Raw genomic sequence first — 22202 nt, 5'->3', positions numbered from 1 at the left:
ATTTTCCAAAGAACCTAGCATCTAGGGACAAAACCCTACGGCGGGTTTTCCAATACCTCTAGACTAAGGCCTCTAGAGCAGTCCCGTATTGCCCGCAATGGACAGGGCGTTACGCACAATATCCAGGAGCATGGAACGCACCTCATCTGACTTGAGAATCAGCACCAGCAGGCCCGCGAAACCGACCGCCGCGAGCATCACGATGCCGTACTCCGCGGTGGAGGCGCCTTCCTCCGGGTCCCCCGCCGGGGCGTACTCTTCGAGTACCTTATCGTCGCTCTCAGCTGGTACATATTCGGTGCAGCCGGGCGCGTGCTCACCCAGGCTGCGGCAGGTGGCGCCGCATTCGTCCAGGGTGCAGCCCTCGGCGAGCGCACGGGCAATGGTCAGCGCCTGCTCGGGGCTCAGGCTGTTCGTGTTCATATCAATCTCCATTTCGTTAGGGTCAATCCTGGGGCCGGTGTGGTTCAGCTCAGCATCACTCAAAAGCTCGGCATCGTTGAAGAGCTCGGGGCATTCTTCGCGCAGCTGCTTCATGGTGGTTGCAATGGCAACGGACAGCGGCACGGGGCCCAGAATGGTCTGCGCTTCTGCGCCGGGTGCGGCGGGCTGAATTTCGCTCGGAATGCCACCCGGAGCACCGGCCGGGGCGTTGACCGGAGTGCCGACCGGAACATCGGCAGTGTGCAGGTCGTGGCGGATTGCTTCGCAGAGGGTGTTCGTCATTGGTTTTCCTTTCGTTGTGCCCTAAACATGCGGGGCGGGGTGGGTGCTCATCCGCGTTCGCTGCAGATGGGCGGGGGTCTAAACTTTTCGGCATTTCAGCTGGTCAACAGCGCTTATGCGCATGGTTCTTTAGCCCGTCAGCGTGGGTAGTAGCGAAATGATGATGGGCACAATACCCAAGCAGATAAAGGCGGGCAGCGAGCACAGCCCGAGGGGTACCACGAGCGCTACGGAGAGCTTTCCGGCGGCGCGTTCTGCCGCGCGGCGCTCGCTGAGGCGGTGCGCATCGGCAAGGGAGAGCAGCAGCGCAGTGCTGGGTGCGCCACCCGTGTAGGCGGGAGCGAGCGCATCCCGAAGCTCACCGAAGGTTCCCGCCGCGGAGCCCGACCAGGCGCTCCCCCAGCTACTGCCCATCTGTAGGCGCTGGCAGACCGTATACAGGGGTCGGCTGTTGAGCGCCTCAGCGAGGGTACCCAAGGCGGCGAGCGGTGCAAGCCCGGCTCTCAACTGCGCGGCGAGTAGTTCCAGTACGAGGGCGGTATCAACAGTCGGTGCATTCAAGGCCTGCTCGCCTCCTGTATGCCCAGCTCGTGTGCTCTCCACCTCCGCCCGATGCACGAGCGCGGCGGTCCAGCGGCGCCCGGCGAAGGCGAGCCCCAGCCCGAACAAACCGGTAAGCGCCCCGAGGATGGAGCCGGTCAGCACGCCCACGGGGTCACTTCCCATGAGCACACCCAACCCCAGGCCGAGTAGCGGCAGCCAGGAGAGAATCCTGCCAGTGGCACGCGGCGCGGCAAGGGCGCTCTGCCGCCCCAGGAGCGCGTCGATGCGTTCTTCGGCGTGTTCTGCGGCGCGTTCCAGGCTCGTGGCGAGCGGCGCACCGGCGCTCTCGCTCATACGCAGGCTCAGCTGCAGGTCGTACAGGCGGTCGCGGCTGTGCGGGCGCATCCGGCTGCTGTTTTCGAGTAGCTGGGCGCAGGCGAGGTGTGCGGGTGCGCCCCAGGAGGCAAGTGCGGCAAGCGCCTGCGTGAAACGACGGATATCTTCGGCGCACCGCTTCTGCCCGTACTCTTCGGAGAGGGGCGAGGAGCCCCTGGTACGTCGGGGTCGGGTGCTTTTCCGCGTGGCGGTTTTCTTCGCGGGCGTTTTCCCCGTGCCCGACTCCAGATTCTCGCCGGACTGCCCGGAGCCCGGGTTGGCGAGCACCGCCTCCTGCAGGGGAATACCGGCGCGCAGGTTCAGGGCGAGGGTGCGTAGCATGAGCGGCCACATGCGCATTTCCTCGGCGCTGGCTGCTCCGGCGAGGTGCTCAGCCCAGCGTTCGCGAAGGCTTCCTCGACTCGTTTCTTCCCTTTTCATGGTTCCTCCTTTCACGTTTTCCGTTTCCCCTTTACGGGGGCTAGTACCCAACTTCGGAGCCCACAGAAATACGCCTGACCTGCAGATACTCTTCGCTCCCCTCAACTGCGGGGTGCAGGCTGTAGACGCCCTCGATGCGGCGGCGTCCGTCCCGGTGTTCCAGATGGATAATGCGTTCAAAAGCCGTCGCCGTATGTAGAGCGACCGTTCTACTATCCAGTCCGGCGAGCGCACCCAGGGCGCACAAACGCAGGGGCACCGCCTGCGCACTATTGGCGTGCAGGGTCGTTCCGGCGCCACGGTGACCGGTATTCATGGCGGTCAGCAGGTGCACCACCTCCGCACCGCGGCACTCGCCGACCACGAGCCGATCCGGGCCCATACGCAGCGCCTGCACAATCAGCTCACCCAACCCGATTTCACCGGCACCTTCGGAGTTGGCGGCACGGGTTTTGAGGGCAATAACCTGCTCATGCTGCGGCGCAAGTTCCGGGGTGTCTTCGAGCAAAATGAGGCGCTCCTGCGGCGTACACAGCCCCAGCAGTGCGTTGAGCAGGGTGGTTTTGCCGGTGCCGGTGCCCCCGCTAATCAGGAATCCGCGGCGTTCGGCAATCATGCGGCACAGGTAGGCGGCGGTCGCCTCATCACACAGCCCGGCGGCCTGCAGCTGCGCCAGGGTGGGGCGCTCGCGGGCGGGTAGGCGCACGGAGAGCCGGGTACGTTCGCTCAGCGGAGGGATAATCGCGTGGATACGCCGACCCTGCGCGTCGCTAATGTCAGCTGCCGGATGCGCGGCATCCAGCTGTCCGCCGTGCCTGCGGATGAGCCGCTCGGCGAGGTCACGCACGCGCCGCTCATTGCCGAGGCTTAGCGCCACGGGGCGGACGGTTCCGTTGATGCCCACCCAGATATCGCAGGGCGAGTTCACGTAGATATCGGTGATGGTTCCGGCGCGTTGCCCCTCGTCGAGGAGCAGGTCGAGGGCACCGAGGCCGTAGAGTTCCGCGGCGAGGTAGCGCAGCGCGGTCTGCCGGTTGACGGGCACGTATTCCACGCTGGGGTAGCTCCAGGAGGTGGGCGGTGCAGTTTTGACACGGAATTTTCGGGGCTTCGTCACATTAGTTCCGTCTGCGCCCGTTACTTCTGCACTCGTGTTCCCCCAGGCGTTCCCCCGAGCATTCCCCTGGCATCCGCCGTCGATGGCGCAGATTGCCTCGTCCACGGCGTTTTCGAGAATCTCGCGGAGGGGCTGGGATTCTTGGAGTAGCCCACCGCCCGCGGCACTCGCAGCGTTTGCACTGCCCGCGGCAACCACGCCCTCTGCGGGCGGCCGCTCCCCTGCCCGCTCGGCCCCGGCGCTGAATCCGTTACTGGGTCCGCCACAGAACCCGGCACTGAACCCGCCACTAAAACCACCCAGGGCGATAGCGCTCATCTGCGGCGAACGCAGAATCAGCTCGCGGGCGTGCAGGGCGACGGCGCGGGCGCGATAGTCTTCGGGAATGAGCAGGGCGGGTAGCGAGTGCGCGCGGGTGTTCTGGACACCCATATTCTGTGCGCCCGGCTGATTCGCGCCCTGTGCGGCACGCGGCGAGCAACCGTTGGGGTTGCCGGGATTGTTGGCAGGGTGCCCGGCGGGATTGCTGGAGGGATTCATGACGGGGTTCATGGCTCTAGGAGAGCATTGCGCCCGCCCCGAATTTTTATGAGAATGAGCGTTCTGTGGATAACTCCTCGCGCACCCCGAAATATCCACGATGCACGCACCTCAAACGAACAAAACGCACGCATCCGGCGCTTTTATGACAAACCGCGGCGCATTCAGCCCTCCCCTGCCTCTTCCGCAAACCGCCCGCCCGCGACCACAAACCACGCGCCTTCGCACCCGGTCACCGATAATGGAAGAATGTACGTTCTGCTCAGTCCTGCCACCGGCGCGGGTATTACCGCCCAGACCGGCACCCCCGCGCACCCGGTCACGTCGGCTATTGCCGCGGGTGCGTCCCCGCGCGGTGCTCAGCCGGTAACTTCATGGGGTGCTTTTCATTTTTCGGCGCCGACCGCTGAGCAGTTGCAGGACCCGACCTTTATTCCGCGGATTACGCGTGCGGATCGGGTGAGTGCGGCGAATCTTCCGGCGTATGTGCGAGAGGTAGAGCGGCAGGCGGCAGATTCGGCGCAGGCGCGTTTCCCCCGCTGGATTTGGGCTGATACCCGCCACGTTGACTCGTTGCTTCTGCGCCGCGGGGTGCGGGTGCATCTATGCCATGATTTGCGTCTGGTGCAGCGAATTTTGGCGACTGCCGCTACGCATCCGAGCGGTTTTGTGGAGTACAGCCCGGTGCTGGATCTTTCTGATGTGCGTGAGGCGGTGGAGCCTCAGGGGTATCTGCCGGTGGCGCGGCAGATTCAGGGTCAGGAGGAGCTGTTCGGCGCTGATTTTTTGAGTGCCCCCGCCACCTCTTCCGCCGCACCCGCCGATTCCTCTGCAGATTCCTCCCCCGATTTCCTGGAGGCGGCACCTCACGAGCCTTTTGCCCCGCAGTTGGCGGCAGGCCCGGTGACTCTGCTTCCGGAGCATCCGGTGGTGCGTGTGCTGATGCGTGAGTGGTTGGCGCAGGCGCGCGCTATTAGCGAGTCGAGGCACCCGGAGCGGTTGCGTCTTTTGGCGGCGGCTGAGTCTGCCGGTACGTTGGTGGCGGCTGAGATTGGTTATTACGGCATCCCGTTTAATGTGCAGGCGCATCATGAGCATCTGTGCGAGTTGTTGGGTCCGCGCCCGGTGCCTGGGGAGCGTCCGCAGAAGATGCAGGAGTTGGCGGAGCAGATTCAGCGCATGCTGTTTATGCCGTCGTTGAACCCGGATTCGCCGCAGGATCTTTTGCGTGCTCTGCAGTCTGCGGGGGTTTCGGTGAAGTCTACGCGTTCGTGGGAGTTGAAGAGTTGGGCGGATGCGATTCCGGCTCAAAGGGAGAAGCGTTGGGCGCTGATTGACCCGATTCTGCGTTATAAGAAGCTGTACCGTATTTGGACTGCTAACGGCTGGACGTGGGCTGATACTTGGGTTTCTGAGGGTGCGTTCCGCCCGCATCTTGAGGTGGGTGGAGCCGCGACCGGGCGCTGGGGCGCTTCCGGCGGTGGTGCGTTGCAGCTTCCGGCGGAGATTCGTCAGGCGGTGCAGGCGCCGGAGGGTCAGGTGCTGACGGTGACGGATGGCTCGCAGATTGAGCCACGTATTTTGGCGGCGTTGAGCCGTGATGAGGCGCTCGCTTCGGCGGGTCGTGGCGCTGACCTGTATGCGGGTATTGCCGAGCTGGCGCGCCTGAAGGGTGTGGGTTTGACGGGGCGTTCCCACGCGAAGGTGGGCATGCTGGCGATTATGTATGGCGGCCGCAGCGGTGAGATTGGCGCCCTGTTGCCGCATGTGGCGGCGCTTTTTCCGCAGGCGATGGACTTTACGGAGCGTGCGGCTCGTATTGGTGAGGCGGGCGGTCAGGTGACGACTTTTTTGGGTCGTACGTCCCCGCCGGTGGATGAGCGTTTCCGTGAGATTGTGGCTGATCGGTCTTCGCCGGCGGCTGAGTCGCGTGCGGTGTCGACTGCGCGTGCGCACGGGCGTATGACCCGCAATTTTATTGTGCAGGGTACGGCGGCTGAGTGGGCTCTGTGTTGGATGGGCGCGGTGCGTTCTCGTCTGTTGTCGGAGCGGATTTTTGGTATGCCGATGCGCACCCGCATTGTGTATTTTTTGCACGATGAGCTTCTGCTGTGCGGCCCCGAGCTGGAGGCGGATCGCGTGGAGCGTATTGTGCGTGAGGGCGCTGCGGAGGCGGCGCGTCTGCTGTTCGGTCGGGTGCCGGTTGATTTTCCAGTGTCGGTGGCGCGGGTGCGCAACTACGCAGACGGTAAGTAACCAGCGGTAAATAATCAGCGGCATATAGGCGGCACCGTGCAACAAAAAATAGGGGCGGCGGGTAGCTTCGTTCAAGCTACCTGCCGCCCCTATCTGCACCCTATATCCGCTGGTCAGGCGTTTATTCTGCGAAGAGCTTTACTCCTCGTAGCCGGGTGCCGTGCGCATCTTTTTTGTATCCCAGGGCACGGTCCAGCCGAGCGAGTCGAAGATCCGGTCCAGCAGAATCGCGGTGAATCCCCAGACGGTGAACTCTTCACCGCCGGGCATGCGCACCTCGAAGGCGGGAGTGCGGTGTGAGGTGCGGCCGCGTTTGACGTAGGCGGTGTGCCGGTTGGCGGGGTTGAGCAGGTCACGCACGGGCACGCGGGCGATGAGCGCGGACTCGTTGTGGTCAACGACTTCGACAGGCACGGGGCTGTTCCACCAGCCGATGACGGGGGTGACCATGAAGTTGCTGATGGGTAGCGGCAGGGTGTGCAGCTGGCCGAGGATCTGCACGCCGGCGGGGTCGAGCCCGGTTTCTTCGACCGCCTCGCGCAGGGCGGCGATGTGGGCGACGGGTTCGCCGGTGGTTTCGGCGAGTGCATAGTCTTCGGGGTCGATTTTGCCGCCGGGGAAGGCGGGCTGACCGGCGTGTGAGCGCAGGGTTGCGGCACGTACGAGGAGCAGTACATCCAGGTCGGCGCTGACGTTTTCGGGGCAGCCGTCAAATTCGCCGGTGGAGGGCGAGTTGTCGAGCACTCCGAAGAGGATCAGCACGGCGGCTTCTTTGCTGAGGGGGCTGGCGGGTGCGCTGCGCAGTAGGGCTTGGACGTCAAATTCCACGCCGCCCTCTGCGAGAGCCGCCAGTGCCTGCTGGGCGGGGTGCTGCGCCTCCTGCTGGGACGTGTTTTCGCTCATCTGTGTACCTCTCTTCTGCGCGGCTACATTCCGGTTCGGCTCAGTCGCCGTTAGGCGCTGAGCGGGTAGCCTTCTGCCATGAGTTCGCGGCGGGTTGCGCCCTGCAGGAATCGCAGGTGCAGGTCTTCTCGGCCGGGTGCCATTTCGTATTTCATGAGTTTACGTGCTGCTTGTTCGTTCGTCTCCCCGGCGCCGTAGGACGGGCAGAGGTCGGCGACGGGGCATACGCCGCAGGCGGGCTTTTTGGCGTGGCAGATGCGGCGGCCGTGGTAGACCATGCGGTGTGAGAAGAGCGTCCAGTCTTTGCGTTCGATGAGTTCGGCAACGTCTTTTTCGACCGTCTCGGGGGCGTCTGCAGTGGTGAATCCCATGCGGCGGGCGAGGCGTCCGAAGTGGGTGTCTACGGTCAGTCCGGGCACGTCGAAGGCGTTTCCGAGGACCACGTTCGCGGTTTTGCGGCCGACTCCGGCGAGTTCTACGAGCTCTTCGAGGGTTGAGGGGACCTGCCCGTTGTGGCGTTCGACGAGCTGCTGGGAGAGGGTGACGATGGAGCGTGCCTTGGCGCGGTAGAAGCCGAGGGACTGAATGTAGGGTTCGACCTCTTCGGTACGTGCGGAGGCGAGCGCGGCGGCGTCCGGGTAGCGTGCGAAGAGTGCACCGGTGACGGAGTTGACGCGCACGTCGGTGGTTTGTGCCGAGAGCACGGTGGCGATGAGTAGCTCGAAGGGGTTGTCGAAGTCGAGTTCTGCGACGGCGTAGGGGTAGGTTTCGCCGAGGATGCGGTTAATCTTTCGGGCGCGGCGCACAGTGGCGAGGTGGCTTTCGGGTGCGCGGGCGTTGAGGCGGCGTGCGGCGGCTGCGGCTTTGAATTCGGGAACGAATCGGATCTGTAGGAGCGATTCGGCGTTCTCTGCCGCGGTGTTCTGTGCGCCCGCTGCGGGCTGGGTGGCGTTCTCGGTCATAGCGCGAGGGTACCGGGCTTAGGTGTGTGGGCGGTAGCGAGGTTCACCGTACTTGGCGCGCGTCGCCCCCCGTATGCGGGGATGCGCATCCGCCACGCGCCTGCGCTCTCCCCTCCTCCGCATCATTTTCTGGGCAGTTCGCGTCGGCTAGCGCTCAGCGGGCGCTCGCTGTGCCACACTGGTTTTATGTCAGATACGATTTTTGTGCTTAATGGACCGAATTTGAACCTGCTTGGGCAGCGCCGCCCCGAGGTGTACGGCTACACCACTCTGCACGATATTGAGCGTATGGTGCGTGAGCGCGCGGCGGATCATGGTTTTGATGTTGAGTTTATGCAGTCGAATCATGAGGGCGCGCTGGTGGATGAGATTCAGCGTGCTCGTACTCGTGGCGCGGCGATTATTATCAACCCGGCGGCGTACACCCACACGTCGGTGGCGCTGCATGATGCACTGGAGGCGGCTGAGCTTCCGGTGGTTGAGGTGCATCTGTCGAATGTGCATCGTCGTGAGCAGTTCCGTCATCATTCGTTTGTGTCGCCGCAGGCTACCGCGGTGATTGCCGGTGCGGGTGCGTACGGCTATGTCATGGCGGTTGATTTCCTGGCGCAGCATCTGGCGGAATAACAGCGCGCCGCCTCCTTTCGTTAAATAGTTCAGGCTCCCGTTCCTCGCTAGAGGTTCGGGAGCCTGAATGTTTTTGTTAGCTACTTGCGGCAGGTGCCGGTGGAGACTGCGGCGGTGTTGTCGCCACCTTCAGCCAGTGCCTGCTTGAGGGTGCTTGCGGTGATGGCGTAGCCGGTCTGGCCGGTGGTTGCCTTACCGAAGATCACGCCGACCACGTTGCCGTTTTCGTCGAGGACGGGGCCGCCGGAGTTGCCGTGCTGCACGTCGGCTGCCAGTTGGTAGACCTGGCGCATGGCGTTGGCGCGGCCGGTGTCGGCATCGATGGTTTGGGTGTTGCCGATGCCCTGCACGGTGGCGGGCAGTGCCTTGAACGGGCCGCCCTTGGGGTAGCCCATGAAGGTTACAAGGCTACCTGCGGTGGCGTTGGTGCCGATGGTCAGCGGTTCGAGCGGCAGCTTGGGCACGCTGATGAAGGCGAGGTCCTGTTCGGTATCCATGTAGACGACGGTGCCGGGCCAGGTGCGGCCGCGGGAGTCCTGCACGACCGGGGAGGTCACGCCGGCGACCACGTGGGCGTTGGTGACGACCAGGCCGTTGTCCGCCACGAAGCCGGAGCCGGTGGAGGTGTAGCCGCACTGCTCTGCGGCACCCAGAATCTCAACGACGGAGGCAGCCGCCCGGTCCAGTGCCGCGGATTCTACGGTCTGGGTGGGGGCGCTGGTTTCGGGGGCGATGAGCTGGCTGACTTCCGGAATGGTTCCGAAGGCGAGCACGTCATTGCGTACCGTGTTGATGCGGTCCTTGACGACCTCGGGGGTGGAGGCGACCATCCAGGAGAGAGTCTTGGATTCGCTGAGCGCGGTGTTGAGCTGCGGGATGGGTACGGTGCGCATGGAGATGGTCAGCACGACCATGACCAGGGCGCAGGCGGCAAGGTTCAGCACACCGCCGAAGAAGCGCTCAATGCCCTTGAGCGGGGTGATGTCGGTGACGCGGCGAATGGTGCGTCCGGCAATGAGGCCGAGCCACTGTCCGATGGTCAGGCAGATGATGAGCACACCGACGGCGGTAATGAGGCTCCACTGCGACCCCACGGAGGCGACGGCGAGGGGCACGAGCCAGGCTGCGGCGCAGACGCCCAGGCCCAGACCGAGGAAGGTTCCGAGGGTGGTGAAGAATCCGCTGCGGACTCCGGCGAGGAAGTAGAGCAGCAGGATGATGGGGATAGCAATATCAAGCAGGTTGATGCCGGTCGTCACGACTAATTGCCTCCTTGGTGGGTAGAAGTGGTCACGGTGTGCCCATGTGATTGGTGCGGGCTGTGCCCGATGAGTGTGGTGGCACGCTGTACCCTGCGGCGGGCGTGACGGGCGGTTCCGGGGTTGTTGAGACCGGGTTTCTGCCTCGTCGCATCGTACCGCGTGTGGAGGCGGGTGCCTGTTTGTCATGAGGGTGTCAGCGTGCTTGGTACCGATAAAAGTACACACCTGAATGCCTGATATTAGGTGGTAAACCTGTGGGGAAGCTTTGAATTTTCTCGGAAGAAATAACTTTTGGTGTAAAGCTCGCTGTATCGGAATGCATAAAGCGCTTTTTTAGGGTACGCTCGTATCAGTTGAATATGTCACACTAGCTTGAGCCTTCTCACATTTCAGATGTTGAGACGCATGACACCGGTTCGGGCTCACTCACTGAACATTTACGAGTTTCGGCTCATCACCTCATATCTAGGAGAACTTTATGGATCTCGAGATCCTCCGTCGTACCCCTCTCTTTGCTAACCTCGACGACGCAGCTTTCGCTCTGCTGACCGATGACATTCAGGAGATTGACCTCTCCCGCAACGCCGTCCTCTTCTACGAGGGTGACCAGGACGACCAGCTCTTCGCTGTACTCTCCGGTAAGGTCAAGCTGGGTCGCACCGCCGCTGACGGCCGCGAGAATATGGTTGCAATCATGGGTCCCGGTGACGTCTTCGGCGAGATGGCTCTCTTCGATCCTTCGCCCCGTTCGACCAACGCTGTGGCTGTCTCTGAGACTCGCCTGGCTGCCATCAAGCACGAGTCCTTCAAGCGTGCACAGCAGCTCGATCCCACTATCTCCGATCAGGTTATTAAGACTCTGGCTCGCCGCCTGCGCCACGCTAACGAGGCACTGGCTGACCTGGTCTTCTCCGACGTTCCCGGCCGCCTCGCTAAGGCGCTGCTGGACCTGGCTGACCGCTTCGGCCGCCCCGCAACCGACGGCGTGCTCGTTGCTCACGAGCTGACTCAGGAAGAGCTGGCACAGCTGGTTGGCGCATCCCGCGAGACCGTGAACAAGGCTCTTGCCGAGTTCGTTTCTCGCGGCTGGATCCGTCTGGAGGCACGCGCAGTTGTCATTCTGGACCTGCCCCGCCTGCGCCAGCGTTCCCGCTAAGGTCTCTTTGAGTTAGGGCATTCTAGGACGCCCTCGCTGAAAGACGCACAGCTTAAATAGATCAGGAGCCGTTTCCCTCTGCATGGGGAAACGGCTCCTGATTTCTTTAACGCTTCATCGTACGAGCGAACGGCTGCAATACCCTCTTAGAGCGCACCCATCGCGCCGGTGTATATGGAACCGGTGGTAGCCGGAACCACCTCGGTGAAGGAGAGCATGCACGCACCGTTGTGGGTGACGAGCACGGGCTTCTTCACCTCAATCTTGCGGCGCTTCGACAGCCACGCGACGGAGGTCTGAGCCTTCGCCAGCGATTCGAGCATGCACATCACGCCGGGGGTAATGAGCTGGTCGAGGGTACGGCCCACCGTGTTGGGCTGGCCGATGCGGTCACCCAGTTCGCTGGTGTCCTTGGCTTCGAGCAGTTCACGCACGTTCAGCCAGTCACCCCACACGCCCTTACCGAGCAGTAGCTTCGGGTCCTGACCGACGGGCAACGCCGTGGTGAAGTAGGCGATATCGTAGCGTTTGAGGAAGAAGTCCGGGGACTGCCAGCGCGCGACCGGGCGCAGCAGGTCGGCGCGCACGCTCAAGCCGCTGGAGGTCAAGAAGTCCGAGAAGCTCTTGTCCTGCTCGGCAACCGCTTCACGCCACGCCATGAGCTCAGGGGTGCTGGAGCGTTCCACGACGTCCTGTTCGTCCTCGCCTGCAAGCAGAATGCCGGTCTCTTCAAAGGATTCACGCACGGCTGCCATGACGCTGCGGCGTGCCTGCGCAATATCGGAGAAGTGGAATTGTTCCTGCCAGTAGTCGGCGCCGGGACCCACCCAGGAGGCGGACTCATCATCACCGGGAAGAGCCGTACCGCCGGGGAAAGCCACCACGCCCAGCGGGGAGGTGCCGGGACGGTAGGTCAGAATCGTTTCGAGGCCGTTGTCGCCGTCGCGCACAAAAATGACGGATGCCGCCTGGCGCATCGTGCAGCCGGTCGTGCCTTCGTTGCCGCATTCGCGCCAGCTTTCGGCGGCGGTGCGCATGAACTCGGGAATCGTGTAGAGACGCTGGATGGATGCGGTGCGCGGGCCTGACTGGCGGCCGGTGAACACGCGGGGGCGTTCCACGCCCTCAGCCGGGGTGGGAGTGCCGAAGCGGCGTTCCTGCACCGGCTGGGGTAGAGTCTTGATGTTTTGGGCGGTGCCGTTGTCCTGTGCGGATGCGGTGTATGCAGTCTTATCGGGAGCGTCCTGCGCCGCCCGCTGAGCCTGGGCAGCACGAATAGCAGACAGCGGCAGCGCGCCGGTGTACAGATTAGACATATTCAACAATGATCTCGACCTCTACGGGCGAGTCCAGGGGAAGAACGGGAACGCCGACGGCGGAGCGGGCGTGCTGGCCTGCCTCGCCGAAGATTTCGCCGAGCAGTTCGGAGGCACCGTTAATGACGGCGGGCTGAGCGGTGAAGTTCACCTCGGATGCCACGAAGCCGACAACCTTCACGACGCGCTGCACGCGGTCCAGGTCGCCAATGACGGACTTGACCGCTGCCAGGGCGTTGAGCAGGCTGATACCCGCGTACTTCTTCGCATTCTCGGGGGTCACGGAGCCTTCAGCGCCGGAGTCGGAAACCTTACCGGTTTCGGGCAGAGCACCCTCAACGAAGGGCAGCTGACCGGAGGTGTACACGTAGGAGCCGGACGTAACAGCCGGAACGTAGGCTGCAACGGGGGCGGGTGCTACGGGCAGTTCGTAACCGAGTTCGCGGATACGTGCTTCAATACGGGATTCAGTCATGATTACTCCAGAAGGATGGCGGGTGCTGGCACCCAAACGGTGATAGGGGAAATGCTGTAAATCTAAACGCTACTGATATTCAGGCAGCTGTTAAATGGCTAACCGGCGGTCTTCCTCATCTATTCCCGCGCTCCCCTAGTTATAGGAGGGCCGGGATAGCGAGGTGACCGCCGGGTACGTTGCTCTTAGTCAGCCTTCTCGCGCTTAAAGTAGGCGATGGGGTTGCCCTGAGTCGGAGCGACCATGTTCGACGCGGGGGTTGCGCCAGCAGGTGCGGATGCGCCGGGGAGAACAGTTACGAGCTCCCAGCCGTCTTCACCCCAGTTGTCGAGGATTGCCTTGGTCGTGTGGATCATCAGCGGTACAGTTGCGTATTCCCATTTCTTCATACCCTCTAGACTAGCTTTCAGGGTCGAATAAGTAAAAGGGATTCACTATGGTTTCGGTCAATGTCCGGCGCTTTTGGGGGCTTTATTCTCAGCGCTGAGGCGCCCACCTCCCTGTGGGGTGCCGAACCGGACTTCCTCTCACAGCTTCATGGGATAAACTGAATGAATGGCTTCATCTAAGAAAACCCGTGCGCGTCGCCGCCCGGGAGATTTTTTGCAGTTCCTCGCGTTCAGCGTGATTGCCGGTTTCCTTGCGGCAATTATTGTCGTACCCCCTGCCGTGAGCTTGGGTATGGTCACGAACGCGTCGATGTCATGGTTCCAGGACCTTCCTGACGACATTGCCGATGGCATTTCCTCCCGTCCTTCTACTATTTACGCTGCTGACGGCAAGACCGAAATCGCGACTTTCTTCGAAGAGAACCGTGAACCGGTCAAGCTGGATCAGATTTCTCAGCACATGAAGAACGCTATCGTCTCGGTGGAGGACCGTGACTTCTACAATCACGGTGCTGTCTCCGCTATCGGTATCGGTCGTGCGTTCCTGAACAACATCATTAACTCCAACAGCGGCCGCCGTCAGGGTGCATCCACCCTGACCCAGCAGTACGTTAACAACCTCATTGTTGACTCCGCTGTGGCTCGTGGTGAGGACGCTACCGCAACCCTGAACGGTAACAAGACCTACGCCGCAAAGATTCGCGAGATGAAGCTTGCGATTTCTATGGAGCAGAACAAGTCCAAGGACGAAATCCTTGAAGGCTACCTGAACATCGTGAACCTTGGTGGTTCGAACTACGGTGTTGAGGCTGCTGCACAGTACTACTGGGGTATTTCCGCTAAGGACCTGAACGTGGCACAGTCCGCCCTTCTTGCCGGTCTGGTGCAGGCACCGAACGTGTACGACCCGACCGTGAACCCCGAACTCGCCCGTGAACGCCGCGACATCGTTCTGGGCACCATGCTCCGCGACGGCAAGATTTCCGACAAGGAATACAGCGACGCCATCGCCAGCGACATTAAGCTCAACGTCCACACCAAGTCCCAGGGTTGCTCCCTGGCAGGTGATAAGGCGTTCTTCTGCCGTTATGTGGTCAACTACCTGCTGCAGGATGAGTCCCTCGGCGCAACCGCTGAGCTGCGTAACACCGCCATCAAGCGTGGCGGCCTGAAGGTGATCACCACCCTGAACCCCGAGGCTCAGACCGCGGCAAAGCAGGCTGTGGACTCCACCCAGCCGGCAGCAACCAACTGGAACGACGTGAACTCCGCGCTGACCAGTGTTGAGCCCGGCACCGGCCGCGTCATCGCGATGGCACAGAACACCGAGCTCGGTAGCCCCGCAGACGCAAACGACCACTCCAAGACCGAGTACAACTACAACGTTGATAGCGCCTACGGTGGTACCCGCGGCTTCCAGCCCGGTTCGACGTTCAAACCGATTATTCTGGCTCAGTGGCTCATCAGCGGCCGCGGCGCTAACGCTACCGTGAACGGTACCCAGCTGTTCTGGCCCACCAGCTTCGGCTGGAACGCCAAGTGCTACGACGGCGGTAAGTACTACTACACCGGTCAGCCGAACGGCTGGTCCTATAAGAACGCAGTCAACGGCGGTCTGACCTACGGTACCGCTGCGTACGGTATTCGCCAGTCGTTGAACTCGTACCTGTACGGCATGCTCTCCCAGATTGACCTGTGCGATGTGCACGACCTGTCAATCAAGATGCACGCCCTGGACGGTACCGGCGAACCGCTGCACAGCATCCCCGACCTGGGTACCAACATTGGTGGTACCAAGTACGGTATCTCCCCGCTGACCAGCGCATCCATGTACGCTATCTTCGCTTCCGAGGGTAAGTACTGCACCCCGCGCCCGATTGAGAAGATTACCAAGACCAACGGTGAAACCATGAAGGAATACCAGAACCAGTGTGAGCAGGTCCTGGATCCGGACATCGCGAACGGTGTCAGCTGGGTTCTGAAGGGTGTTATCCAGCCTGGCGGTTCCGCTTCTCAGCGCGGTATTGGTCTGCCGAACGGTTCGGCTGCGAAGACCGGTACGAACGATAACTCCTCCCAGACCTGGCAGGTTGGCTACACTCGTGGCCTGTCCACCGCGTCTTGGGTTGGTTCTAACAACCTCGGCTTCCGCTCCCTGAACGGTGTGGGCATTAACGGTCGAGTCCTCGAGTACGTCGATGGTGCAACCTACGCGGGTGCACAGTGGCAGTCGTTCATGAAGACGATGGCACCGAAGTACAACACGAAGGACTTCACCGCCCCCAGCGATAAGATTCTGTCGTACAGCTAGAATCACAGCTCACCAGCTGAAGCCTGAAAGGCGATTGATAATGTGTGAAAACGCAGTCAACGCCCGCGTCCCCGTGGCGGTCCCCGGCGCACGCGGCTCCTCCCCGCTCCTGAAGAAGGTAGCGGGGGCGGTAGCCGCCACTGCAGCCTTGGGGGCCGCCACGGCGGCGTATGGGCACTTTATTGAGCTGAACAATTTTCAGCTCCGCACCGAGTCCCTGCCGGTGCTGCCCGCCGGGAGCCCCGACTTCAGGATTCTGCATATTTCGGATATGCACATGATTCCGGGCCAGCAGAAGAAGATTGACTTCATGCACTCGCTGGCTACCCTGGAGCCGGATTTGGTGATGAACACGGGCGATAACCTCTCCCACGTGGACGGTATGGGCCCGCTACTGGAGGCACTCGACCCGCTCATGGACTTCCCCGGCGTATTTGTGCCCGGCTCGAATTGCTATTTCGCGCCGGTTTTCAAGAACCCGGCACGCTACCTGTGGCAGCCGCGCACCCCGCAGATGATTGAGGAGGGCTCGCGTGTAGCACTGCCCATTGAGCGGATGCACGACGCCTTCGAGTCGCGCGGCTGGACGGGCCTGGTCAACCGCTACGATACGCTGAATCTCAAGGGTCTGCGCCTGGAGTTCTCCGGTGTAGATGACCCGCACCTGCGTTACGATGAGCACCCCGGATTCGCCCCCGGCGCCTTCGACGAAGGGCAGGAGCCGAGCGTCCGTATCGGCGTGGCGCACGCCCCCTATATGCGTACCCTGCACCGCTTCGTGCAGGACGGTGCGCAGGCTATTTTTGCCGGTCATACGCACGGCGGTCAGGTCTGCCTGCCCGGCGGTCATGCTCTGGTCAGCAATTGCGATTTGCCGCCTTCGCGTGCGAAGGGTGTCAGTGAGCAGTCCGGTATTCCGGTTCAGGTTTCTGCCGGCTTGGGCACCTCTCGTTTTGCGCCGGTGCGTCTGTTCTGCCCGCCGGAGGCAATCCTGGTGACCCTCACGGCTCGCGATAAGGGTGAAGCCGACGCTTCGAAAGGTGCCGCCGCTAATGTCTGAGGCTTCTACAGCACGCACGACTAAGCGCCGCCGCAACCCCTTCTTGGAGACGGCGAGCGAACCGACCCCCGACCCGATCGACTACGCGCACGGTCAGCGTGCCCCACGCACCCTCGCCGCGTATGCGCGTCCGATTCGTGTGCGCTGGGGCGTGGGCCTGCTCGTGGCGTTCGGTGCCGGTGCCCTTGAGATTTCCATCCCGCAGATGTTGCAGATTATTGTGGATCATCTCTCGCAGAGCACCACCGAGAGCGCCATCTGGATTGCCGGAGGCCTGGTGCTTCTGCTGGGTATTGCGCACGCCTCCTTCATGTATTGGAGGCGCTGGCTGATTGTGGACCCGACCTCCACGATTGAGCTGTCCATGCGCATGAACTTCTTTGATCGCCTGCTCAGCGCCCCGCTTTCTCTGCTGGACCGTTGGCCGTCCGGTCAGTTGCTGACCCGTTCCATGAGCGATTTGGGTACGATTCGCCGTTGGTTGTCTTTCGGTATTGTGCAGCTGCTGACTGTTGCGGTGATGTTCCTGGTCGGTGGCTTCTTCATGCTGCGTTCTTCGCCGTCGCTCGCGCTAGTGTTCGTGGTGACCGTGCCTATTCTGGTGCTGTCACTGGTGAACTTCACCCGCAAGTACTACCGCGCTTCACATGAGATTCAGCAGATGACGGGCGATCTCTCCACCCGCATTGAGGAGTCGGTGCGCGGCATCCGCGTGATTAAGGCGTTGGGCCGCTCCCCCGAGCAGATTCAGGAATATTCCGAGTCGGTGGATGCCCTGCAGGTGCGCGAGTACGGCAGGTCGATGCTGGTGGCTCGTGTTGCCCTGTACCAGGGCCTGATTGTGGGTGTCTCTACGGCGGTGGCGCTGGCTGTGGGCGCTTCGCAGGTTGCGGCGGGCACCTTGAGTCTGGGCGCTATGACCGCTTACTTTGCGGTGCAGACGACCGTGCTCAGCCACGTGACGCGCTCGACCGCGCTGATGTCTGCCTATTTGAGCTATAAGGTGGCGCTCGAACGCCACAACGAGGTCATGGACGAGCCCGGCTTTGAGGCCGTGCCGCTGGTTCGTGGCTCCGGGGCTGTGTCTGAGCCCGTGCATCCGCAGGGTGCTTCTGATTCGTCAACAGTAGCTGGAGTGTCTGCCGAGGGCGGCTCCGGGAAGGAAACTATGCAGTACCCCAGTGGTGGCGCAGTATCTGTCACTTTTGATCACGTTCAGTTCAGCTACGACGCAGTCGAGGCGCCGGCAACTGTTCCTGCAGAGGCTACCGGCGCAGGCTCTGATGTTGAGGCAAACTCTGAGGTGAAGGCACCCGAGGTGTCCGTGCTGAAGGACGTAAACTTCAAGGTCTTCCCGGGCGAGATTCTGGCGCTGGTGGGTGCAACAGGTAGCGGCAAGTCGACCGTACTGTCGCTGGTGCCGCGTTTCTACGAGCCGACCTCCGGTTCCCTGCGTTTTGGCACCCGAGATACCGCCGACATGTCCATTGAGGAGGTGCGCGCCCAGACCGCGTTCGTCTTTGAGGAGGCGGTGCTCTTCTCCGGCACGGTCCGCGAGAACGTGCTGATGGGCGTTGCCGAGCAGTACGAGCGCGGCACCGAGGATGAGGACTACCCCGCCGCAGAAGAGCTGGAGGCGACCCTCCAGACCGCACTGCAGCTGGCTGCGTGCGATTTCGTGGCGGAGCTTCCGCAGGGTCTGGATACCGTCATTGGTGAGGAGGGTCTGAGCCTTTCGGGTGGTCAGCGTCAGCGTCTGTCGTTGGCGCGTGCTTTGGCGAAGCGCCCCTCCGTGCTGCTGCTGGATGACCCGTTCTCGGCGTTGGATGTGAACACCGAGGAGCGTATTATTACCGGCCTGCGTGAGGGTCTGGAGGGCCTGGGTGGCGCTACTACCCTGTTGACGGCGCACCGCCCCTCCACGGTAGCTCTGGCTGACCGCGTGCTGCTGATGGTTGATGGTGCCGTGGTCGCTGAGGGCACTCACGCTGAGCTGATGGACTCTTCGGAGCAGTACCGTCAGCTGATGACGATGGAGGAGGGCTAATGGCCCATCATCGTCCGGCGGAGCCGCGGGAGCAGATGAGCCCGCAGGAGCGCGCGGAGACCCGTGAACGCTCGATGGCTCTACTGCGCCAGATGTTGCGCCCGCACCGTGGGGCGTTGGCTCTGTCGATTATTTCGGTGCTTTTGGTCTCGGGTTCCTCGGCGATTGCGCCGATTCTGATTGCCCGCGTCCTGGATAGTTCCATTGAGCCGCTCAAGCAGGGTGACGTTTCTCCCCTGCTGACCCTGCTGGTATTTTTTGTGGCGGCTACCGCGGTGACCGCGATTTTTTCGTGGGTCAACGTGGCGTACACGGTGCGTGTGTCGCTGGGCGTGGTGGTGTACCTGCGTAAGCGGGTGTTCCGCCACGCGCAGTCGCTGAGCGTGTCGTTCCATGAGCGGTACACCTCGGGCAAGGTCATTTCGCGTCTGACCAGCGATATTGATACGGTCCGCAGCTTCTTGGACAGCGGCATCAGCCAGTTGGCGATTACCTTGCTGTCCATGGTGATTTCTGCGGTCGCTATTTTCCTTCTGGATTGGCGTATTGGTCTGTTCATGCTGGTCATGGGCGTACCGATTTACTTCTTGACGCGCTGGTTCCAGAAGACCGCGGTGCCGGTTTTCCGTACGATGCGTACCGAGTCTGCGCATTTGACGAGCCGTTTTGTGGAGACTTTTACGGGTATCCGTGCGGTGAAGGCGTTTGGTGCGGAGGCGCAGATGCGTTATGAGTACGCTCAGGCGTCGGAGCGTTACCGCCTTGCGGTGATGGATTCCATTAAGATTTTCGGCGTCTACTCACCCGTGCTGATGCTTTTGGGCAATGTGTTTATTGCCGGTGCGCTAGTGCTGGGTGGTTATGCGGTGCTGGGCGGCACCATGCAGATCGGTACCCTGCTGGCGCTGGTGATTTACGCGAACCGCGTGTTTGAGCCGGTCATGCAGCTGTCCGAGTTCTACAACATGTTCCAGTCGGCGATGTCCGCGCTGGAGAAGCTGTCGTCGTTCTTGGCTGAGGAGCCGGAGGTTGCTGAGCCGGATCATCCGCATGAGCGCGCTGTAGAGTCTGCTGCTGAGTCTAGTGCTGCTGAGGGCGCGTCCGGCTCGGTTCAGGGCGCTTTGGTGGAGCTGGATTCGGCGGTCTTTGGGTACACGTCGGATCGTCACGCGTTGAAGGAGACGACCCTGCGCATTGAGCCGGGTACGACCGTGGCGCTGGTGGGTGCTACGGGTGCTGGCAAGTCGACTATCGCTAAGCTGGTAGCTCGTTTCTACGATGTTTCAGCCGGTCAGGTGCGTATTGACGGCGTGGACGTTCGCCAACTGGCGGATGTGCAGCTACGCCGTGAGGTGCTCATGCTCACCCAGGAGGTGTTCCTGTTCTCCGCGTCGATTCTGGAGAATATCCGCATGGGTAACCCGCAGGCGTCCGATGAGCAGGTGAAGGTTGCCGCAAAGGCGGTGGGTGCTGACGCGTTCATTGAGCGTCTGCGTGAGGGCTACGAGTCGCAGCTGGGCCGCGGCGGTATTACCCTGTCGGCGGGTCAGCGTCAGCTGGTGTCCTTTGCTCGCGTGTTCTTGGCGAATCCGCGGGTGCTGATTCTGGATGAGGCGACGGCTTCGCTGGACATCCCGAGTGAGCGTGCGGTGCAGGCGGCGCTACGAACCGTGTTGGCGGGGCGTACGGCGCTGGTGATTGCGCATCGCCTCTCGACGGTTCTGGGTGCTGATCGTGTGCTGGTGATTCATGAGGGCTCCGTAATGGAGGATGGCTCCCCGCAGCAACTGATTGCCTCCGGCGGTCGTTTTGCGGCGATGTACGCCTCGTGGGATGAGCTGAATCAGGTTCAGGAGGCTGAAGCCTAGAACCTTTATTTGCCACTCCTCGACCGGTGGCGTGCCGCTGTGTTGCGTTCTGAATTTTTTTGGGCTATCCTAGGTGAGTTGCCTACGGTATTCGCTGATAGGTCAACATCGGGATGTGGCGCAGCTTGGTAGCGCGCGTCGTTCGGGACGACGAGGTCGCAGGTTCAAATCCTGTCATCCCGACAGCTAGCCCCGGTCCTCTGGACCGGGGCTTTGTCGTACCCGCAGTATTTCTGTTGCAGATGTTGAGCACATAGAGGCGACCCCCTACCCGCGCAGGAACTCGGGCGAGGGGGTCGCTTTCGTATCGAGCTCAGTTCCGTTTAGCCGCGCCCGGAGATGAGGGCGAGAATCGCCTCCAGAGGGCCGCGTCCGGCAATGGAGCGCGCCATACGCGCCCAGAGGGTGCAGAAGCCCAGGGCGATTGCGGTACCGAGCAGCAGGAAGGCGCTCCAGTACACGGCGGTTCCCCAGCCTCCGGTGGCGACGTAGTGCTCGCCGACGGTGAATGCCTTGATGGTGGGTCCGGCGTAGATGATGATTCCGCTCAGCACAATGGAGGCGCTCAGCGACATCTGGCCCAGGCGGGCGATGGGGGTGAGCATTCCCGCCTGTGCGGAGAGCAGGCGCGCGCATTCGGCCCAGAAGTAGAGGGTTGCCGCGAGGTTTAGGGTTAGCAGCACCTGCGGGCTGTTGAGGAAGCCGAGCTCGGTGTAGGGGTTGAAGGTGCGGTAGACGGCGAGCGCCAGCACGGCGAGTACTACGGGGATTGCGAGCTTTGCCTGCAGGTTGTCGTAGAGGCGCACGAGCACGATGCCCAGGCACATGACCCAGATGAGCTGGGCGCTCTGCGCGTGGTTGACGCCGTGGTTTGCCAGGAACGGCAGCTGGGTAGCGGTCCACTGGTCGGCCCGAGCGGCTACGTCCATGAGGAGGGTGTAGGTCCAGGTAATGAAGGGGCTGGTGACTACCGCTAGCACTGCGATTGCCCACAGGGGCAGGTGCACGACGAATAGGGTTAGCAGGGTGAGTAGCGCCAGGTGCACGAGCATGTCGAAGGGCAGGGAGTAGGAGAAGCCCTGCGCGGGTACGGTCACGTCAGCTTGCGGCAGGTAGGTGATGCCCTGCATGAGTGCCACGCCCAGCAGGAGTAGCGCGAGGAATCGCACGATGGTTCCGGCGAAGAGCTGCGGAAAGTTTGCGGTGCGGGCGTAGCGCCAGGCGGCGGCACCCAGGATTGCGGCGAAGAGCGGTTCTGCAGGTACGAGGGTCTGAGGGATCCAGAACTTCCAGGACACCGGGATCAGTTGCAGCCAGTATCCGAAGGGGATGAGCAGGCTGAGCACGGCGAAGGCGCGGGCAAGGTCGAGCCCGAGGTCGCGTCGGGTGCCTCCGAGGGAGGCGGCGCGTGCCCCGCTGCTGACGGTGGGGATGGGTTGAGTGCGCCCTGCTGCCATGTCCTCGCTCCTTGTAGTGCCGTGTTTGAGAGTCTGCGCGCCCTACCAGGGGTGTGTGCCCGTGCCAGGGGATGTGCGCTGCCAGGGTATCTGCCGCATCCGGTGGTGTGTGTCGGATGCTCTGGCATAGGTGTTAAGTGTAACGGTGGAAGCTGTGTCTGGTCCGGTGGTGGCGCGGAGGTTTTGCTCTCATGTGGTTTCCTCGTGCGGTTATTTTCGGTGTTCAGGCGCTCGATACGTGCTGTTCAAGTGTTGTTCACGAGGTTAGGTGTGTACCATTGGTACGTTCTTAAAGGTGGGGCAATCCCGCGGGAGCATGATTTCGCTCCTTTTACTGTCCCAAACGCGCCCCACCTGCACACACCACGTTG

17 protein-coding genes and 1 tRNA gene are annotated in these 22202 nt (G+C 62.2%); 8 read left to right on the top strand and 10 right to left on the bottom strand.

Annotated features, from left to right (window positions below; genetic code table 11):
* Positions 1-72: 72 nt before the first annotated feature.
* From HMPREF2919_RS01925 to HMPREF2919_RS01915, 3 genes are all read right to left on the bottom strand, one after another.
* Positions 73-726, bottom strand: a complete 654-nt coding sequence (locus HMPREF2919_RS01925; RefSeq protein WP_070593799.1) for a DUF4244 domain-containing protein — start codon at positions 724-726, stop codon at positions 73-75.
* A gap of 129 nt (positions 727-855) precedes the next feature.
* Complete coding sequence (locus tag HMPREF2919_RS01920) at positions 856-2085, bottom strand: type II secretion system F family protein (RefSeq protein WP_070593801.1); 1230 nt, start codon at positions 2083-2085, stop codon at positions 856-858.
* A gap of 40 nt (positions 2086-2125) precedes the next feature.
* Positions 2126-3742, bottom strand: a complete 1617-nt coding sequence (locus HMPREF2919_RS01915; protein ID WP_070593830.1) for a TadA family conjugal transfer-associated ATPase — start codon at positions 3740-3742, stop codon at positions 2126-2128.
* A gap of 249 nt (positions 3743-3991) precedes the next feature.
* On the opposite strand from HMPREF2919_RS01915, the gene HMPREF2919_RS01910 reads away from it, so the two are divergent.
* Positions 3992-5998, top strand: a complete 2007-nt coding sequence (locus tag HMPREF2919_RS01910; protein WP_070593803.1) for a bifunctional 3'-5' exonuclease/DNA polymerase — start codon at positions 3992-3994, stop codon at positions 5996-5998.
* A 138-nt stretch (positions 5999-6136) separates the two neighbouring features.
* Here the strand turns inward: HMPREF2919_RS01910 and HMPREF2919_RS01905 are convergent, their stop codons facing one another.
* Together HMPREF2919_RS01905 and nth are read right to left on the bottom strand one after the other, a co-directional pair.
* A complete protein-coding gene (locus tag HMPREF2919_RS01905; protein WP_070593804.1) occupies positions 6137-6901 on the bottom strand; it encodes an NUDIX hydrolase in 765 nt (254 codons plus the stop codon).
* A gap of 50 nt (positions 6902-6951) precedes the next feature.
* Positions 6952-7863: an endonuclease III gene (gene nth, locus HMPREF2919_RS01900; RefSeq protein ID WP_070593806.1), complete on the bottom strand. Its 912-nt coding sequence runs from the start codon at positions 7861-7863 to the stop codon at positions 6952-6954.
* 186 nt (positions 7864-8049) lie between these two features.
* Between nth and aroQ the strand changes: the two genes are divergently transcribed.
* Entirely contained in the window at positions 8050-8490 is a 441-nt protein-coding gene (gene aroQ / locus HMPREF2919_RS01895) for a type II 3-dehydroquinate dehydratase (protein WP_005504658.1), read from the top strand.
* A gap of 80 nt (positions 8491-8570) precedes the next feature.
* Here the strand turns inward: aroQ and HMPREF2919_RS01890 are convergent, their stop codons facing one another.
* Positions 8571-9749, bottom strand: coding sequence for a MarP family serine protease (locus HMPREF2919_RS01890; protein WP_070593807.1), 1179 nt, complete (start codon positions 9747-9749; stop codon positions 8571-8573).
* A gap of 481 nt (positions 9750-10230) precedes the next feature.
* Here HMPREF2919_RS01890 and HMPREF2919_RS01885 point away from each other — a divergent pair, with 481 nt between their 5' ends.
* Entirely contained in the window at positions 10231-10908 is a 678-nt protein-coding gene (locus HMPREF2919_RS01885; protein ID WP_012902921.1) for a Crp/Fnr family transcriptional regulator, read from the top strand.
* A 146-nt stretch (positions 10909-11054) separates the two neighbouring features.
* Here HMPREF2919_RS01885 and HMPREF2919_RS01880 read toward each other — a convergent pair whose 3' ends face one another.
* The 3 genes from HMPREF2919_RS01880 to HMPREF2919_RS01870 form a co-directional block, all read right to left on the bottom strand.
* The gene (locus HMPREF2919_RS01880; protein WP_049349846.1) at positions 11055-12224 is read right to left on the bottom strand and encodes an NUDIX hydrolase; all 1170 of its coding nucleotides are present in this window, start codon (positions 12222-12224) and stop codon (positions 11055-11057) included.
* Positions 12217-12699, bottom strand: coding sequence for a RidA family protein (locus HMPREF2919_RS01875; RefSeq protein WP_049349843.1), 483 nt, complete (start codon positions 12697-12699; stop codon positions 12217-12219). The genes HMPREF2919_RS01880 and HMPREF2919_RS01875 overlap by 8 nt, the downstream gene beginning before the upstream one ends.
* Positions 12700-12884: 185 nt before the next feature.
* Positions 12885-13088 (bottom strand): DUF4177 domain-containing protein, encoded by a 204-nt coding sequence (locus HMPREF2919_RS01870; protein ID WP_005504647.1) that lies wholly within the window; start codon positions 13086-13088, stop codon positions 12885-12887.
* Positions 13089-13254: 166 nt separating this feature from the next.
* Between HMPREF2919_RS01870 and HMPREF2919_RS01865 the strand changes: the two genes are divergently transcribed.
* The 5 genes from HMPREF2919_RS01865 (at position 13255) to HMPREF2919_RS01845 (ending at position 20557) form a co-directional block, all read left to right on the top strand.
* Positions 13255-15399, top strand: a complete 2145-nt coding sequence (locus HMPREF2919_RS01865) for a transglycosylase domain-containing protein (protein WP_070593809.1) — start codon at positions 13255-13257, stop codon at positions 15397-15399.
* A gap of 40 nt (positions 15400-15439) precedes the next feature.
* The gene (locus HMPREF2919_RS01860) at positions 15440-16459 is read left to right on the top strand and encodes a metallophosphoesterase (protein WP_070634916.1); all 1020 of its coding nucleotides are present in this window, start codon (positions 15440-15442) and stop codon (positions 16457-16459) included.
* Complete coding sequence (locus tag HMPREF2919_RS01855; RefSeq protein ID WP_070665985.1) at positions 16452-18506, top strand: ABC transporter ATP-binding protein; 2055 nt, start codon at positions 16452-16454, stop codon at positions 18504-18506. The genes HMPREF2919_RS01860 and HMPREF2919_RS01855 overlap by 8 nt, the downstream gene beginning before the upstream one ends.
* Positions 18506-20374, top strand: coding sequence for an ABC transporter ATP-binding protein (locus HMPREF2919_RS01850; RefSeq protein WP_070665982.1), 1869 nt, complete (start codon positions 18506-18508; stop codon positions 20372-20374). Before HMPREF2919_RS01855 ends, HMPREF2919_RS01850 begins: the two co-directional genes overlap by 1 nt.
* A 109-nt stretch (positions 20375-20483) precedes the next feature.
* Positions 20484-20557, top strand: a tRNA-Pro gene (locus tag HMPREF2919_RS01845).
* 140 nt (positions 20558-20697) lie between these two features.
* Here the strand turns inward: HMPREF2919_RS01845 and HMPREF2919_RS01840 are convergent.
* Positions 20698-21831: a hypothetical protein gene (locus HMPREF2919_RS01840; RefSeq protein ID WP_049351947.1), complete on the bottom strand. Its 1134-nt coding sequence runs from the start codon at positions 21829-21831 to the stop codon at positions 20698-20700.
* Positions 21832-22202 lie beyond the last annotated feature (371 nt).

The sequence above is a fragment of the Rothia sp. HMSC068E02 genome (assembly GCF_001813565.1).
GTDB lineage: Bacteria > Actinomycetota > Actinomycetes > Actinomycetales > Micrococcaceae > Rothia.
The sequence above is the reverse complement of the archived record's forward strand: the minus strand, read 5'-3'. Positions and strand labels throughout refer to the sequence as shown.